This window comes from Agarivorans sp. Z349TD_8 (assembly GCF_050870825.2).
Classification (GTDB): domain Bacteria; phylum Pseudomonadota; class Gammaproteobacteria; order Enterobacterales; family Celerinatantimonadaceae; genus Agarivorans.
In genome coordinates this window covers 3,338,288-3,353,510 of record NZ_CP194037.2, presented here as the reverse complement: position 1 = coordinate 3,353,510, position 15,223 = coordinate 3,338,288, and the positions used below count along the sequence as shown (strand labels likewise).

18 protein-coding genes are annotated in these 15,223 nt (G+C 47.3%); 2 read left to right on the top strand and 16 right to left on the bottom strand.

The window, feature by feature from the left end:
* Positions 1 to 238 precede the first annotated feature (238 nt).
* Both ACRRS1_RS15110 and ACRRS1_RS15105 read left to right on the top strand, forming a co-directional pair.
* Complete coding sequence (locus ACRRS1_RS15110) at positions 239 to 646, top strand: GFA family protein (RefSeq protein ID WP_432452361.1); 408 nt, start codon at positions 239 to 241, stop codon at positions 644 to 646.
* 714 nt (positions 647 to 1,360) lie between these two features.
* Positions 1,361 to 1,885 carry a phosphoribosyltransferase gene (locus ACRRS1_RS15105; protein WP_432463608.1) on the top strand — a complete coding sequence of 175 codons (525 nt, stop codon included), beginning with the start codon at positions 1,361 to 1,363 and terminating at the stop codon, positions 1,883 to 1,885.
* A 281-nt stretch (positions 1,886 to 2,166) separates the two neighbouring features.
* On the opposite strand, the gene ACRRS1_RS15100 is transcribed toward ACRRS1_RS15105, so the two are convergent.
* The 16 genes from ACRRS1_RS15100 to ACRRS1_RS15025 are packed head-to-tail and all read right to left on the bottom strand — an operon-like array spanning position 2,167 to position 15,220.
* On the bottom strand, positions 2,167 to 3,348 hold the full coding sequence (locus ACRRS1_RS15100; RefSeq protein WP_432463607.1) for an acetate/propionate family kinase: 1,182 nt from the start codon (positions 3,346 to 3,348) through the stop codon (positions 2,167 to 2,169).
* 11 nt (positions 3,349 to 3,359) lie between these two features.
* Positions 3,360 to 3,797: a EutP/PduV family microcompartment system protein gene (locus ACRRS1_RS15095; RefSeq protein ID WP_432452364.1), complete on the bottom strand. Its 438-nt coding sequence runs from the start codon at positions 3,795 to 3,797 to the stop codon at positions 3,360 to 3,362.
* 1 nt (position 3,798) lies between these two features.
* The gene (gene eutS, locus ACRRS1_RS15090) at positions 3,799 to 4,146 is read right to left on the bottom strand and encodes an ethanolamine utilization microcompartment protein EutS (RefSeq protein WP_432452365.1); all 348 of its coding nucleotides are present in this window, start codon (positions 4,144 to 4,146) and stop codon (positions 3,799 to 3,801) included.
* A gap of 19 nt (positions 4,147 to 4,165) precedes the next feature.
* Entirely contained in the window at positions 4,166 to 4,714 is a 549-nt protein-coding gene (locus ACRRS1_RS15085) for a BMC domain-containing protein (protein WP_432459778.1), read from the bottom strand.
* Between the two features lie 3 nt (positions 4,715 to 4,717).
* Positions 4,718 to 6,115: a 4Fe-4S dicluster domain-containing protein gene (locus ACRRS1_RS15080; protein WP_432463606.1), complete on the bottom strand. Its 1,398-nt coding sequence runs from the start codon at positions 6,113 to 6,115 to the stop codon at positions 4,718 to 4,720.
* A complete protein-coding gene (locus ACRRS1_RS15075) occupies positions 6,112 to 7,227 on the bottom strand; it encodes a 1-propanol dehydrogenase PduQ (RefSeq protein WP_432459775.1) in 1,116 nt (371 codons plus the stop codon). Before ACRRS1_RS15075 ends, ACRRS1_RS15080 begins: the two co-directional genes overlap by 4 nt.
* A gap of 21 nt (positions 7,228 to 7,248) precedes the next feature.
* Positions 7,249 to 8,649, bottom strand: a complete 1,401-nt coding sequence (locus ACRRS1_RS15070) for an aldehyde dehydrogenase family protein (protein WP_432452369.1) — start codon at positions 8,647 to 8,649, stop codon at positions 7,249 to 7,251.
* A 2-nt stretch (positions 8,650 to 8,651) separates the two neighbouring features.
* Positions 8,652 to 9,689, bottom strand: a complete 1,038-nt coding sequence (locus ACRRS1_RS15065) for a cob(I)yrinic acid a,c-diamide adenosyltransferase (RefSeq protein ID WP_432467467.1) — start codon at positions 9,687 to 9,689, stop codon at positions 8,652 to 8,654.
* A 6-nt stretch (positions 9,690 to 9,695) separates the two neighbouring features.
* Positions 9,696 to 9,983 (bottom strand): EutN/CcmL family microcompartment protein, encoded by a 288-nt coding sequence (locus tag ACRRS1_RS15060; RefSeq protein ID WP_432452371.1) that lies wholly within the window; start codon positions 9,981 to 9,983, stop codon positions 9,696 to 9,698.
* Between the two features lie 3 nt (positions 9,984 to 9,986).
* A complete protein-coding gene (pduM, locus tag ACRRS1_RS15055) occupies positions 9,987 to 10,493 on the bottom strand; it encodes a PduM family microcompartment protein (RefSeq protein ID WP_432467468.1) in 507 nt (168 codons plus the stop codon).
* 14 nt (positions 10,494 to 10,507) lie between these two features.
* Positions 10,508 to 11,137 (bottom strand): phosphate propanoyltransferase, encoded by a 630-nt coding sequence (locus ACRRS1_RS15050; protein WP_432452373.1) that lies wholly within the window; start codon positions 11,135 to 11,137, stop codon positions 10,508 to 10,510.
* The gene (locus tag ACRRS1_RS15045; protein ID WP_432467469.1) at positions 11,134 to 11,790 is read right to left on the bottom strand and encodes a BMC domain-containing protein; all 657 of its coding nucleotides are present in this window, start codon (positions 11,788 to 11,790) and stop codon (positions 11,134 to 11,136) included. Before ACRRS1_RS15045 ends, ACRRS1_RS15050 begins: the two co-directional genes overlap by 4 nt.
* Positions 11,791 to 11,793: 3 nt before the next feature.
* Entirely contained in the window at positions 11,794 to 12,162 is a 369-nt protein-coding gene (locus tag ACRRS1_RS15040) for a glycerol dehydratase reactivase beta/small subunit family protein (protein ID WP_432459773.1), read from the bottom strand.
* On the bottom strand, positions 12,149 to 13,987 hold the full coding sequence (locus tag ACRRS1_RS15035; protein WP_432459772.1) for a diol dehydratase reactivase subunit alpha: 1,839 nt from the start codon (positions 13,985 to 13,987) through the stop codon (positions 12,149 to 12,151). Before ACRRS1_RS15035 ends, ACRRS1_RS15040 begins: the two co-directional genes overlap by 14 nt.
* A 47-nt stretch (positions 13,988 to 14,034) precedes the next feature.
* Entirely contained in the window at positions 14,035 to 14,553 is a 519-nt protein-coding gene (pduE, locus tag ACRRS1_RS15030) for a propanediol dehydratase small subunit PduE (protein WP_432452377.1), read from the bottom strand.
* 13 nt (positions 14,554 to 14,566) lie between these two features.
* Positions 14,567 to 15,220: a propanediol/glycerol family dehydratase medium subunit gene (locus ACRRS1_RS15025; protein WP_432452378.1), complete on the bottom strand. Its 654-nt coding sequence runs from the start codon at positions 15,218 to 15,220 to the stop codon at positions 14,567 to 14,569.
* Between the last annotated feature and the right edge of the window lie 3 nt (positions 15,221 to 15,223).

Below are 15,223 nucleotides of genomic sequence, written 5' to 3'. Positions count from 1 at the left end.
CACCTCATTCAAATAAGATGAGGTGTTTATGCCCGCTTATAAAACAGATCAAAAGTTTGAGCGATATTTTTAGGGTGGCATTTTTGTCTACATAACACGTTGAGGTGTCCTACATCTCGCAGCAGAGCGATTGGTTTTAAAGTGAGCCACTGCTGCGTATATAGTCATCGTAAATGGTGGGTTATTTATATTACTGCTAATATTACTGCCTTTTCTTTGGTTGATTAGAGATATCAAAATGTCGCATTCAGAAACTAGCTGTCTTTGTGGTGCTGTAAAAATTACCGCGGAGGAAATCAATCCTAAATTCACGGTGTGTCATTGCCAATCATGCCGAACTTGGGGTGGGGCTCCGTTCTTTGCTGTTAAGTGCGGTACGAAAGTTAAAATTGAAGGGGAAGATAAAGTAAAAATGTATGCGTCGTCCTCTTGGGCATCTCGGGGTTTTTGTACTGAGTGTGGTACTCACTTGTTCTACAAATTTAAAGAAACTGGTGAATACAATATGTCACTAGGTTTGTTCTCTGAATTGGAAGGGCTGGAAATGGATATGCAGTACTTTAGTGATATGCGGCCGAGTTACTACTGTTTTTCAAATGAAACTAAAGAAATGACAACCGCTGAAATAATGGCTTATTTCTCATAAAAATGTAGCTAAAAGATTAACGATACCTAGCATAAGACAATCTTAAGTGAGCGGTTTGGATACAGCTTACCATGGCTGCTTTTTCTTTGTTCCTTTGTGATGACCTGACGTTGAGCGTTAATTTTATAGGAGTATCATGTTTGATCGAGTTGCACTTCAAAGTCTGTAAAAGACTTCTATGATAATAAAGACAGTATGCATGGATTGGCGCATATTACTCGACGGTTTGCCGAGGCTAGCAAACTTGCATCTAACAGAGACTATTGCCAGCACGTTTTACTATTAGGCGTATATTTCCATAACATATTTAACGAGCATCAAGCTATTCTAGCTGAGTTGATTGACTCAAAAGGATTGAGCTGTGAGCATATTCCATTGATTACCTGCGAAGTTCTCGAATCAATAGCTCACTCAATTCCAAAATCAATGGGAGGGCTACTTCTGTATGATGCTGATTTGAATTTACCCAGCAATTTACTCAGGTAATAGCAATCTGATCCATTATATGATCAACTTGCTGCGCAGAATAAATCTGTAGATAACGAGGCATGAAGTGCTGTAACTAGTGGCTCTAATGACAAGATACATCACCCAGTTAGCGCTGATTTAGGTCAGTAATAATCAACAGATAATGAGTTAGACCGGTATAACATAGGGCTAAACCCTAACGCTATTGTTGCAGTTCTGTCTAACAAAACAGAGAGCGTACTTCAGATGAAAAGCGAACATATTGGAGAGTTGGTATTAAACGAGGCTCAGATCCAAGACGGCGTTAAAATTGTGGCGAGTAAACTCAATGCTCAATTTCAAGATGCGGTGATAATCAGCGTTGTTCCGGGCGGCATTTTATTTACGGCTGATTTAGTGCGGCAGTTAATGTTTGAGCTGAGTATGGATTATATTTCTTGCCCGCATACACCCGGTGATCGCAGTAATGCCTCAAAAATTGTTTATCATCAGAATATTCGTATTGAAGGCAAGCATGTAATTGTTATCGATGATGCGATTGAATCTGGCGGTACCATGAAACGCTTGATCCAGCATTTATCGGATCACTATAAAGCGAAGTCCTTATCCATCGCTACGCTGTTTGTTAAACCGGGTCGAGAAACTATCGCGGTGCCGCAATATTTTGCTTATGAAATGCCAAATGATGATTTACTGGTTGGATACGGCTTGCCTTGGCAAGATAAATTAAGAAATGTGCCTTATTTGTCCAAGTTGGTGAAAGGACACTAAAGCTATCTGCTAGGGCTTAGTGGACTGTGCTGATAATGTCTGGGAGCTGAATCGACGGTTGGGTCGTAAGTGCCATGCTTTCATCAAAACAGGCTAAAACCCCATGGTTATTTTTGCGATTTATCGCTATGCCAAGGCGCTGGAAGGTATGCCTGTTTACCTAAACGCTGTTGTTGAAGTTTTGTGAGCAAAAAAGTCAGAGCGCCAAACGTACTCTCAAGCGATGTGTGAAGGTTGGCAGCCAGCCCCAAAAGGCTGGCTGGTATTAAGATCTTAGGTTCTTATAAGGCCATGGTTTGTCGCGCCATCATCAGTTCTTCATTGGTATTGATCACGGCTAAGGCAACCTTTGAATCAGCCTGATGGATAAAGCGTTGGCTACTGGCATTTTTTTCTGGGTCTAGCTTCATTCCGAGGGCTTGCAGGTTTTGACACACGGCTTGGCGTATTGATGCCGAGTTTTCGCCGATGCCACCAGTAAATAAGATCACATCCACGCCCCCCATCTGAATCATGTAAGCCCCAATAAAATCACGGATCCGCTGTACAAAAATATCGATGGCTAGCTGGGCGCGTTGATTGCCCTGCGCCCCAGCTTGTTGAACGCTGCGACAGTCATTGGACACCCCAGAGATCCCTAATAAGCCGGACTCACTATTCATGATGTGATTCACCTCATCCAGACTAAGTTGATGCTTTTTAGCAATATAAAGCAGAATGGACGGGTCTATGTCACCGCAGCGCGTCCCCATGGCAAGCCCCGCTAGTGGTGTAAAGCCCATTGAAGTATTTACCGATTGACCATTTTCGATGGCGCAAATGCTAGCGCCGCTACCTAAATGACAGCTGATAATTTTAAGTTGCTCAACTGGGCGTTGCAGTTGTTTGGCACACTCTTGGCTCACGTAGTGATGGCTGGTGCCATGAAAACCATAGCGGCGGATTTGGTCTTCTTGGTAGAAGCGATAAGGCAGCGCATACAAGTATTGCGGTTTTGCCATGGTTTGATGAAAGGAAGTATCAAATACTGCCACTTGTTTACAATTGGGCAAACGCAGGCGCATCGCTTTAATAAAAGCAAGGTTTACTGGATTATGTAGCGGCGCTAGCTCACATAAGTCAGTGAGTTTTGCGATTACTTCTTGATCGATACGTACCGATTGCTTGAAATGGTCTCCGCCATGCGCAACTCGATGGCCAACCCCATCAATGTCATCTAAACCGGTCAATATTTTGAGACTTAATAGTTGTTCCAGTAAATAGTCGATGGCTTGTTGAGCATCGTCGAGTTGGATATTGTTCGCTTCAAGTTTTTGTTGATGGTATTCCATGACAAATAGCGCATCTTCTTTGCCTATTTTATCAATCATGCCTTTGGCGATGATCCGCTCTTCTGGCATTGAATAAAGTTGAAACTTTAGGGTTGAGCTACCCGCATTAATCGCGATTATGTTGTGCTTCATGGTTCTTTCCGTTAACTCCAGTTGAGGTATTGGCGAAGTTGGTGAATACCAACATGCTGGTAAGAGGATGTTTTAAATAGGCAGCTAACACCGGCATTTTCCAGTTGTTGTTGGGCTGCTTCAGTGGCAGAGGTCGCTAAGGTGTCAACTTTAGTCACCACGCCTATCACCGGCTTATTAAAAGCGGAGGCAAATTGGGGCGCAAAAATACTGTAGGGGTTGCTGGCGCTTTGGACAAAGGCAATCACATCAGCATCGTAAGAAGCATTGATTAAGGCGCTATAGAGGCGTGGGTTCTCCAAGTATTCACCGGGCGTATCGATGGCACTCGACACAAAGTCTAAGGTTTGAGTCTTTTGATAGTGCAGTGGTTGTTGCTGTAAGCTTTGGATCAACGTGGTTTTGCCACATTCACTTTGGCCGATTAACATCAATCGTTTCGGCATCATTTTAAGTCCGCGTGAGTTGGCAAGCACTGAATTTCATCATGTCACCAAGGGTGTATATGACTTGTTTTAAGGCATACTCTACTGATGAGACATCACCAGTGATCACCACCGAACCGGTGAATCGGTCGACAAAGCCGAGCTCGATGGCCCCAGATTTTGTGGCGATGTCTCCTGCGATAATGGCGGCCTCACTGGGCGTGATGGTCATAATACCAATGGCATTAGACTGATTGTTTAAGCCCAATTTTTTATAAAGCATTTTATTGGGGTTCGCGATGAGGTGCACCAGGGTGATTTGTTTACCCGGTACATACTCTTGAATGACGCGCTCTTTGCTATCGTTTTGCATGATGGAAATCCTTTTGCGTTTACAGCAAGCTTTGCCATAGGGCTTTATCGGGCTTAGGTATAACGCAGTTTTGTACCAGTAAACCCTGACTGCCGGCATCTTGGGAAGCCGAGGTCACTGCGGTTTTTACATCGGCAATTTCGCCGTTGAGCACCATGTAGCACTTTCCGCCAATACCAAAGGCCATATGGATCCTTACCAGTTGTACATTGGCCGATTTCACCGCACTGTCGGCGGCGGTGATACAGGCTGCAACACTGTAGGTTTCAACCACTCCCACGGCTTTTTTATGATTCACTTCACTCACCCCACTCAGGGCGGGCAAGACCGAAGCGTGTACGTTAGCGATCACAAAGCTATCGACACAAAGATGGCCACTGGCATGTTTGCCGTTTTCTACCGCTTGTTTGACTGCGCCAATTTCCCCGCCCACCAATACGATGTATTTGCCGGGGCAGATGGTTTTGGCCAACAATAATTCAACATTGGCACTTTTTAGCATAAGGTCGCTGGCTTCTATGCCTTTGGCGATACTACTGAGTTCAACTAAGCCAATTGCGTGATACATGTGTTACTCCCCTACGATGTGAATGCTGCTGGTCGAAACCTGACGAACGGTACCCGCTAGGCTGGCATGAATGGCGACGCCTAAGGCTTGCTCATCAGGCATGGCGATGCATTGGCCCTGGCTGACACTATCGCCAACCTGAACAATGGGGGTTGAAGGTTGCCCAATATGTTGTTGCACTGGGATGATGACTTGCTTAGGCTGCCAGTTTAAAGGCTGCAGTGGCGCGTCGTGATTGTAGGCCTCTAAGTTTAATCGTGAGACCAAACGTTTAATCGGCACAAAACGATAGTCAATCATTGGGTCTGCTGGGTGAAGTTCGCCCTCATATTTCATCCCCTGTTGTCTAAATTGCTGCTTGAGCATCCGATTGACTCGCATTGGTGAAATCTCAACCGGGCAGGCATAGGCTTCGCAAATACCACATTCAGAACAGGTCAATGCAGATAATAAGACCGAAGGTTGCGCCACTTTTTCATAACACACGGCTTTAACGATTTCGCTAGGTGATAATTCATGGCCCACCAAGTGTCTTGGGCAAAGCTCGGTACACATCCGGCATTGCTCACATACATTTCGAGCCATATTCATAATGGCGTCTAAAGACCGGGTTTGGCGTTGGATGAGAATATGATCTTGCGGTAGTACTAGCAGGCCACCAGTGGTTTTAGTGACTGGTTGATTGAGATCTTCAATCATTTTGCCCATCATTGGGCCGCCAACAATGTAAGCTGGATTGGCGATGCTCGTGCCTCCAGCCAAATTGAGCACTTCGGCCAAACTAATCCCAATCGGCACGGTCACCGTGAGTGCTTTGTTTACGGCGCCATTCACGGTTAAAGTACGTTGAGTCACGGTTTTATCTTGTTCCAAGGCATCCGCGACTTGCATCAGGGTTTGCACATTATTCACCAATACCCCAACGCTAATTGGCAATGCCGCAGGTGGCACTCGCCGTCCGGTAGCAAACCAGATGGTAATCACTTCATCCCCTGCGGGATAAACATCGGGCAAGATGTGGATCCGAATGTTGTCCGGCAGTTGCGGTGTGAGTGCATTAATGGCAGCTTGATACTTCTGTTTGAGAGCGATAATGCCCTGTTTGGCGCCAGTCAGAAACATCCCGTAGAGCAGGCCTCGGATCAGCTTGTCTGGGTGTTGTGCCATTAATTGTTGATCTACTTTTAACATCGGCTCACATTCTGCCGCATTCACTAAGAAGATCTCTGCCTTGGCTTGTAGCTTCACGTAAGTTGGAAAGCCCGCGCCGCCGGCGCCCACGATACCTGCTTGACGAACTTGTTTTAGCATCTGCTCTGAATTAGTTTGAGCAAGCGTTTTTTCGACGATCTGCTGATTGGTGTCGGTCATTTCAGCAATCGTAGTGGAAGCATTACTCATAAGATCGCCTCTACAATATGTCGAATGTCTTTATCGCTCACCGCACAAGGATTAGTACTGAGTGTACTATCGGCATGGGTGGCACTAATGATGGTGGCTAGTTTTTCCTTCACTTTGCTTTCATAGATCCCCAACTTGCGCAGCGACGATTTTATTTTAAGCTGTTGAAGAAGTTGATTTATATGAAAAATCAACTGATTGACGGCTGCCATATCGTTCAGTGATTTGGGGCTGAGTTGGCAATGTTTCGCCAGTCTGGCGTAGCGCTTACGGGCACGAATGTCCTTGGCGTTATGCCGGATCACATGCGGCAGTAAAATTGCGTTGGCTAAACCATGCGCCAGCTTAAACTGACCGCCCAATTGGTGAGCAATAGCATGGTTCAGTCCCAGTCCGGCCTGACTAAATGCCATACCAGCCATGCTAGAGGCGTTATGCACCTTGTTCCGAGTGGCGATGCATTGGCCGTTCACATAGGCCGTTGGTAAGTATTGAAAGATGGTTTGTACTGCTTTCTCAGCCAAGGCATCGGCAAAATCGTTGGCATCTTTAGATACATAGGCTTCAATGGCGTGAGTGAGTACATCCATGCCGGTATTGGCGGTGATCTCAGCGGGGACGGTTAGCACCAATTCGGGATCGAGGATCGCAATGGTTGGGAAAATACTGGGATGAAATAGTGGATATTTTATCCCTTTTTGCTTGTCGCTAATCACGGTTGCCGAAGTCACCTCCGAGCCCGTGCCACTAGTCGTTGGGATCGCGATGCAAGCTTCCAAAGGCAGGCTCTGGCTTTGTTCCACAAAAAAGCGGATCGCTTTGGCGGCGTCAATCGCCGAGCCGCCACCAAAGCCAATAATGATTTGAGGTTGTATTTTCTGTAGTTCAGCGATCCCCTTGACGATGGTCGAGATATCCGGATCGGCAGTGATCTCTGAAAATAGAAAGAGCTGATTATGCTGCTCCAACAACCCGGCTAAACGTGTATACAAAGGGCTGGTGGCTAAAAAGCCATCACAGACAATCCAGATCTTTTTATCTTTGAAACGCTTTAGATATTCGAGGCTGCCAATGCCACTGTATACCCGAGTTTTAACCGAAAACTTTTTCATGAGCCTATCTCTTAACATCAATTAGCGAATGGAAAATCCGTTATGCAACACACAACGACGACTGCGAGCAAAGCTTCTTGCCGAAGTGGTTCCTTCACCCGTTGGAGTGGCAATCGTAAAGGTGGTGAAACCCTCTGCGCCGACTCCAATCCCGCCGTAAGAAGGACCATTTTTAACGAAAATAGAGGTTTGCATCATCTGGGCAACTTTGTTTAAGCGAGAGACATTTTGTGAATGCATGATCGCGGTATGATGTAAGTTGTTTTCAATGCGCAGAGAAAGCGCTAAGCCCGCTTCAAAGTCTTTCACACGAACTACTGGCATCACTGGCATTAACTGTTCTTCCAGCACAAATAAGTCATTTGCTTCGGCTTCAAAAATTACCAGTTCTGGTTCTTTTTCGGGGCAATGAATACCGGCAGCCTGCAAAATAGCTGCAGGGCTTTTACCAACAAACGCTTTATTCACGGTGGTCCCTTTAAAACAGGTATCGTGCAAACGCTGAATATCTTCAGGCTTGCTCACCAAGTAAGCGCCAAAGGCCTGCATTTGTTGGATCAATTGGTCGGCAACACTGTCTACCACCACCACCGATTTCTCTGCAATACAAGGCAGGTTGTAGTCCAGAGAAGCGCCCGCTACGATACTTTGAGCCGCATTAATAATTTCTGCGGTTTCGTCTACCAAACAAGGAGGGTTACCGGCACCTGCACCAATCACTTTTTTACCAGTTTTCATGGCTGAGGCGACAATCGCTGGGCCACCGGTGACTGCTAATAAGGCGATATCGGGGTGGGCCATCATGGCTTGAGTCGCTTCAATGCTCGGCTGTTTGGTGGTCACCACCAGATTGCGAATACCACAAGCTTTAAAGGCAATCGCTTCCATTTTTTGAATTAACCACAGTGATACTTGTTTGGCTCCGGGGTGAGGCGAGAAGTACACGGTATTGCCCGCTGCCAGCATGCTAATACAGTTATTGATAATGGTTTCGGTAGGGTTGGTACTGGGAGAAATAGAGCCAATGACACCGAAAGGTGAGTATTCAAATAACACCATACCGCCGTCACCAGTGAGCGCTTGAGTTGTTAAATCTTCCACCCCTGGGGTATTATCTAAGGCTGCTTGATTCTTTAGGATCTTGTGTTCGCTACAACCCATGCCGGTTTCGGCCGCCGCATCAGCAGATAGTTTAGGGATCAGCGGTGCAAGCTCTTTGCGAAAGGCATCGATGATCGCACTACGGGTTTTTAGCGGGCATTGTTGGTAGCGCTTGTAAGCTTGACTTGTAGCTTGAATGGCACAGTCAACATCATCAAATAGCGCGATGCTTCCGCTGTCGTTCGATTCTGGGCTTGGCGCTTGCGCAAATTTTTCGCTGATAATACTGCGAACGATGTTTTCTAATTCCATTGTGTCCATTGTTATTTATCCTCTAAATCTAAACCACGGATCGCTGCGAGAGCGATATCTATGTCTTGTGTGACGCTGCCACCGCTAATGCCGATGGCACCGATTAATTGGTGTGCTTGATACAAAGGGAAACCACCGCCAAAGGTGACGATTTTGCCATCGCAAATGGTTTCCAATTGATACAAATCTTGGCCCGGTTGAACTAGGGCGGAAAGCTGATGGGTTGGGCTTTTTAGGGCGATCGCACTATAGGCTTTCTTTGGTGCCAATTCGCTGCTCACCAATAGGGCGTCAGGCATCCGGTAGCTCATAATCATGTTGCCGTGTTGATCCACAACGGCAATCACGATCGGCACTTGATGTTTCAAGGCAGCAGCAACGGCTTGCTGCATGATGCGATGCACGGTAACAAATCCTAGAGAATGTTCAGCCAGCTTAACCGATGCATTTTCTGGCAGAGTGTCGGGGGTCGATGTGTTGGTACTGGCCTTGAGGTATTCAGCAATCACTCGTTCAACCACTTCACTGTATAAAACTTGCTGATCTTCGAAGCGAGCGATGGCATACAAGAGATCAGACAAGCGATTGATGTATTTCAGCAACAGTGGTCGTAGCTCGGTGAATTGGGCAAGCTCAACCAAACGTCGTTCGGCGCGGCGTGCAATGGTTCGGCTAACATGAAGTCGACTACCTGCTTCAGAGCTACCGGGCAATACGAAACTGTTGACTGGGGGGAGGGCAGACATACAGCGGTCAATGGCTTGTTCCATAGCCGTGATATGTTCGGCCTCCAGCAAGCGTTGATTGGCTTTTATTGGACTGTTATCGGCACTAGCAACTTCGGCACCTAAGTAAAATAGTTGGTGTTCAATCGCTTCTATCAGCTGGATGTTACTGGCATCTCGCATCGCTTTGCTGGCCAGGCTCAGGCTCGCATTCAGTTCGTCTACGGTGCCGTAGGCATCGACTCTGATGTCTGATTTATGCACTCGCACGCCGCCCACTAATGAAGTTGAACCAGCATCGCCTTGTTTGGTGTAAATACTCATCGCAGGCTAGGCTCCTTGTTGATAACTGAGGGAGTCGACGATGCCGCAAACGGCTAAATCAACCGCTTCGTTGGCACCATCCACAATCATTCTGGCGGATGAACTGCGGGTGACAAATACCAATTCACCTTCGCCTGCACCAACACAATCCACGGCGATTTCATCTGACCATTCGGGATTCGCTCGCTGTTGTTGGTCACCATTCACTCGGCGTACGATTAGCAACTTCTTACCCACTAAAGACGGTGATTTTTGAGTCGAAACAACGGAACCGACGACTTTTGCTAATTGCATGATTTACTCCGTTTTAATCAGTTGAATATGACGTTGAACCAAGTAGTCCTTGGCTAACTGCGTGACTAAACTCAGCTTGGGCGTGACCAGCCATTTTCCGTTGAGTTGCGCGACATGCTGGTAACTAATTAGTGCCCGAGTGTCTAGATGAATGGTTGCGCCGTGCTGATCACTCAGCGCAACTGGCAATACACTTAAGCCTTGGATCGGCAGTGCTGGGAGCAGCTGTTGATGCACGCTGATGTTGAGTTTGATGCCATAGGCAAAGGCATCTAACAGAGTCATCACGGCTGCTGGCGTCACTTGGCGTTTGCCCGCGGATGCCAGTTGTTGCAAAAACTGTAAATCGGCTAAGCACAAGGCTAAATGGCTGTGACAAGCATAAGTAGACGCCGATAGGCCCTTGGCTAAGATATCGAGGTCGACTTGATAGATTGAGCCTTCCCTTTGCTGAAGTTGTTGCAGCACGGCATCGACCAAGTGGCTTATGTTTAAGGCTTGAGTACTCACACTAGACTCCATGCTTATTTGAGCAAAATCGCGAAGGCGGAACCACTGCCAACATCGGCGGCATTGGCCTCATCGGTATCGATATGCATTTCAAGCTTCATATCGGGAGAAACGCGAATGGCTACGTCATCAAAGATGGCTTTGCGCTGGGTGCCTTCAATGGCAATTTTCACAGAATCGCCGTCTTCTACTTGATAGAGCAGGGCATCGACTGGCGACATATGGATGTGGCGTAGGGCCACAATGACACCTTGTTCCAGCATTACTTCGCCGAATTCACTGACCAGTTTGACGCCAGGCGTGTCTTTGAGCTGCCCAGATAAACGCAAGGGCGCTTTTACCCCAATGCTACGGGCATCGGTGGCCGATAATTCCACTTGAGTTTTACTGCGCAATGGGCCGAGTACTCGTACCCTTTCAATACAGCCTTTAGGACCGCAAAGGGTGACGATTTCTTCGGCGGCATACTGACCGGGTTGCAGTAACATCTTTTTGACCGTTAAATCACGGCCAGGAAATAGTTGTTGAAAATCGGCTGCTGCAAGATGAATATGACGGTTAGAAATACCGACCGGAATTGGCCGATTGCGCATTTCAAGCATCACATTTTCAATGGTTTTTCTGACGAGTATTTCGTCAATCATTTCACTTTTCCTCCATTAATACAGTCTCGTCTTGGCTCGCCTTTTTTTCTTGGACAAGCGATGTCGTGACATAAGTTACAGCTGGCGATTTGTGCCGACTCGGTTTGTTGATTTTGTTCGGCATCGAATTCCGTTGCTGCTAATTCTGGCGCTTGTTCAGGCTGTTCAGTGTTTGTAGCGGCTGGCTCCGCTGTTGGCTCAGGCGGCTCTGTGCTTGCAGTGACCGGCTCCGCATGTTGCTCCGGCAATTCGGTGACGACAGCGGTTGGTTCCACTGTTGGCTCTGGCTGGTCAATGATTGCAGCGGCAGGGCTTGCGGCTTTGGTCACGCGACTCGCTTTCACTTTATTGGCAGCTGGCGCGGCTTTTGGCTTAGCGGGAGTGGGTATTGTCATTGCCAGCAGCTTCACGTCTGGGCGAGATAAAACTTTTTTCGAGACCAAACCTGCGCATTTTTCAGCGAGAGCTGCGCCAGTGCTAATGGCTGCTTGTACTGCTGCAACATCACCGGTAATTTTGATCAATGTCCAGCCAGAGCCCTTGCTGCTTTCTACATCAGCGATGCGAATAGCTGCCGATTTGGCCATGGCATCGGCGGTATTGATGGCGAGCGCTAATCCTTTCACTTCTAATAAACCGAGAGAGACTTTCACCTGTTATTCTCCTTGCTGGTAAAGCGTGTTCTTAAACGGAATACCTTTGACTAAGCGTGCCGCATTGCTCCCCAAATCTCTGAGTTGACTTGGTGGCGGTGTGGGCGTTAATTGCGCTCGAAACAAAGGTTGCTGTTCGGGTAAGTTACGATGATGTACGATCAATTCCTGTGATGAGCAGGCAATGCCCACCGCCAGCGCTGATGCTTGTGCAGCACGATAGGCTCGATGGTTTATTTGCGGTTCATCATCTTGGCGAATTTGGTAGGGGATCCCTTCTTCTTCAATCCCTAAAAGTACTTGTTGCCATGTTTCTGGAAAGTCAATTTCCGAACTACATATCAAGATGCTGGGCTTGTTATTCAATGTCATTGGTGGGGTCTCTTTTAGCTAAAGACAAAATTAAACCCGTGGCAACCGCGTTGCGTGGCCCTTCACAGCCACGAACATTGCCTTGGCCTGCAACCAGTTGGTAATGGGCAAGGGCGTCGGTCACCAATTGTGGCACTTCGAAGTCGAGTGAAGAGCCGCCGACCAAAACCACGAAAGGTATATCGCGAATGTTGCCCGTAGGGCTCACGGACTTGAGAGCGCGCAGAGAATTAGTGACAAAAACCCGAGATTTAGCGCTTTGCCGGATGGCCTTCACTTTTTCTAAGGTGAGTTCACCATCAAGCGGGATAAAGTTGTCTTCTTTGACCACTACCACTCGGGCAAAAACTTCCGAAGGCAGCGCTTTATCGAAGAATTGAACTGAGCCATCTTCGTGACGAATATGGAATAGGCTTTCGACTTTCGCGAGCGGATAACGTTTGATGTCTTCGGCTAAGTAGCGGTCTTGTAAATCCAATTCAGCGGCAATGATCATGGTGACCATTTCACCAGCACCCGCTAAGTGGATGGCAATGATGTCGCCTTTGCCATTTATGATGGAGGCATCGGTAGAACCCGCGCCTAAGTCGAGGATCGCCATCGGTTTATCGGTACCAGGGGTAGTGAGTGCACCTAAAATAGCTGCTTCGGCTTCGGCCCCTCCAATTTGTACCTCGATGTTTAGGGTGTGATGGATCTCTTCAGCGATGCGGGCCATCTGTAGATGATCTGATTTCACCATGGAGGCGATACCCACGGCATGCTCTAAGGAAAATTCACCAGCCAGACCGCCTTGTACATTCATGGGGACAAAGGTATCAACCGCCAGTAAGTCTTGAATAAATACTTCGTTGCTGGGTTTATTGGTGAGTTCGGCCATGGTTTGGCGAACATTCTCTAACATGCCACCAATGTTGGTGCCAGCTTCACCGGAAGCATTATCTAAGTGTTCAAATGAGGTAACAGCGTCCATGATCGCTTCGCTACCTTGGGTAATATCAATATTGAGACTACGACCGCGACTAAATAAGGAAAGTTGTCCAGCGGGAATGGTCCGCGCTTTCACATCGCCTTTGGGCGTTTTAACCACCACCGCCGAACGCGTACCAATTAAGGCGCGCGCTACCGGCACCACGCTTTTGGTCTCTTCGGCACTGAGTGAAAATAGGGTGGCAATTCCATAAGGATTGGCCAGAGTTTTAATCACTTGGCCTTGCTGGGCAACTTCAATTGCGGCGCGCATCCCCATCGGGATTTTCTCAATGAAGCTGACCTCGTCAACGATTGGAATCACTTTGTCGAGGCGGTTATTGACCAACACGCCATCGTCATTTTGTAGAATTGCACCGACAATCTGGTAACCCGCTTGACTGGCGGCATTGATCATCTGGGCGGCATCGGCAAAGTCGATATTTTTTGGCACTACCAGCAGATAAGGTTCTGAACTGTCGCGCTTTAATAATTCATCAAAGGTAATCGTGATGCCTACGCCAACCCCTAAACCGCCAGGCGTTTTAGGGTTGTGGCCGATCATGGTTGACTCGGTGATGATGGTTTCGGTAATCATCTCCATGGCAACATCACCGATCACCGGCGTGGCTTCGTTAATACGGATAAGATTAAGATCCTCGAGGGCGATCCCAGCTTTGGCGACTAATTGATTTAGCGCTTTATAAATCCCCATGAGGTTTTGTTTAGTGCCTTTGATCCCAGTCGTTTCGGTAATCGAAGCACAGATGAACTGCACCTCATTACCCTCACTTTGTTTTGCTAAAGTGACTTCTGTGGATGAGTTGCCAATATCAACACCAACAATGTAGCTCATAATCTTTCCGTTTTTATTTTCAAATAATCTGTCGAATGAAAAAGAAATTAGTTGTCGCCTTTCAGTTTCTTTCTCGGTACGTAGAGTTCTGCTGCTTCTCTAACAAAATCGGCACAGATTTTTGCTTGGTACTTGCTCTCTAACTCTTGAGCAATGTCCATTAGCTCTTGCTTGCTTGAGCGGTAAGGACGCAGGGCATTGTAAATATCTAATACCTTGTCATCGGGTACCGCGGTGAGTTCAGCGGCACGCTCGAAGTTGAGCGCGAGTCGATCACGCCCAGCATCTCTTGCGACCTCAGCCTGAATTCTTAAAATTTCAGGGGTGATCCGCATGTCCTGATTGGTTACCGAGCCGTTTAACACGTTGGCAAGCGTGATGTCTTCGGCGGTTTTACCAGTTGGGGTTTTGATCCAGTCAGGATGTTTGGTGACTAAAGGGTAATCATCCACTGTGACACCGCCGGAACTCTTCGGTGTTGCACTGGCACTCGGTATCGAGGCTTGCTGGTTGGTCATTTTTTCCAGCACGTCTCGAACCATTGATTCAATCGCTTCTGAATTCATTTCATCATCCTTATTAAACGGCAACTTTCAGTTCGACGGCTTTTTTACCAGTCACCACATGTTTGGTTTCTTTGATATGTAAGACCGCAGATTTGGCTTGATACTTAGGTCGCGCCATCTGATCGTTCATGGTAGGCACCGGTTGTGGTGTTTCACCTTTTGCATATTTGGCGGCGTTTTTACCTATGTGGCGATAGGTTTCCTGGGTGAGCAAAGGTGCCTGTGGAAATAGCTCTAAGTTAGAAAGTGGTGGCAAGCCTTTTTGGTGAATCACGGTGGTGCCCTTAGATTGGATCCCCACGCAAATACCAGAACCACATAACTCTTCACCTTCCACGGCAACAAAGGCCACATCCGATGATTTAAAGCAACGTACCACGCGCGCACTGAGACCTTCTTCTTCAATACCTGCAATCATTTCGCGTAAAATCGCTTGGTGCGGCACGCCAACAATGCTTTCGGTTTGTGATAAGCCAAAGGCTGGACCAACCGCAATGACAACTTCATCACGTTTGGTACTGATTTTTGCTTCGCCCATGTCTTGTAAAAAGCCTGAGCTTGCACGCTGATTCGGCGTGCTATCAAACGACACCGCTTGCGGCTGCGTTTGCATGTTGCCGATTACGTCTTCAATAATCTGACGCAATAGTTTTTCATTGATTTCCATAGT

Coding starts and splice junctions, on each gene's coding strand:
- ACRRS1_RS15110 (WP_432452361.1), top strand. CDS start 239: ATGTCGCATTCAGAAACTAGCTGTCTTTGTGGTGCTGTAAAAATTACC.
- ACRRS1_RS15105 (WP_432463608.1), top strand. CDS start 1,361: ATGAAAAGCGAACATATTGGAGAGTTGGTATTAAACGAGGCTCAGATC.
- ACRRS1_RS15100 (WP_432463607.1), bottom strand. CDS start 3,348: ATGAAGCACAACATAATCGCGATTAATGCGGGTAGCTCAACCCTAAAG.
- ACRRS1_RS15095 (WP_432452364.1), bottom strand. CDS start 3,797: ATGATGCCGAAACGATTGATGTTAATCGGCCAAAGTGAATGTGGCAAA.
- eutS (WP_432452365.1), bottom strand. CDS start 4,146: ATGCAAAACGATAGCAAAGAGCGCGTCATTCAAGAGTATGTACCGGGT.
- ACRRS1_RS15085 (WP_432459778.1), bottom strand. CDS start 4,714: ATGTATCACGCAATTGGCTTAGTTGAACTCAGTAGTATCGCCAAAGGC.
- ACRRS1_RS15080 (WP_432463606.1), bottom strand. CDS start 6,115: ATGAGTAATGCTTCCACTACGATTGCTGAAATGACCGACACCAATCAG.
- ACRRS1_RS15075 (WP_432459775.1), bottom strand. CDS start 7,227: ATGAAAAAGTTTTCGGTTAAAACTCGGGTATACAGTGGCATTGGCAGC.
- ACRRS1_RS15070 (WP_432452369.1), bottom strand. CDS start 8,649: ATGGACACAATGGAATTAGAAAACATCGTTCGCAGTATTATCAGCGAA.
- ACRRS1_RS15065 (WP_432467467.1), bottom strand. CDS start 9,689: ATGAGTATTTACACCAAACAAGGCGATGCTGGTTCAACTTCATTAGTG.
- ACRRS1_RS15060 (WP_432452371.1), bottom strand. CDS start 9,983: ATGCAATTAGCAAAAGTCGTCGGTTCCGTTGTTTCGACTCAAAAATCA.
- ACRRS1_RS15050 (WP_432452373.1), bottom strand. CDS start 11,137: ATGATTGACGAAATACTCGTCAGAAAAACCATTGAAAATGTGATGCTT.
- ACRRS1_RS15040 (WP_432459773.1), bottom strand. CDS start 12,162: ATGACATTGAATAACAAGCCCAGCATCTTGATATGTAGTTCGGAAATT.
- ACRRS1_RS15035 (WP_432459772.1), bottom strand. CDS start 13,987: ATGAGCTACATTGTTGGTGTTGATATTGGCAACTCATCCACAGAAGTC.
- pduE (WP_432452377.1), bottom strand. CDS start 14,553: ATGAATTCAGAAGCGATTGAATCAATGGTTCGAGACGTGCTGGAAAAA.
- ACRRS1_RS15025 (WP_432452378.1), bottom strand. CDS start 15,220: ATGGAAATCAATGAAAAACTATTGCGTCAGATTATTGAAGACGTAATC.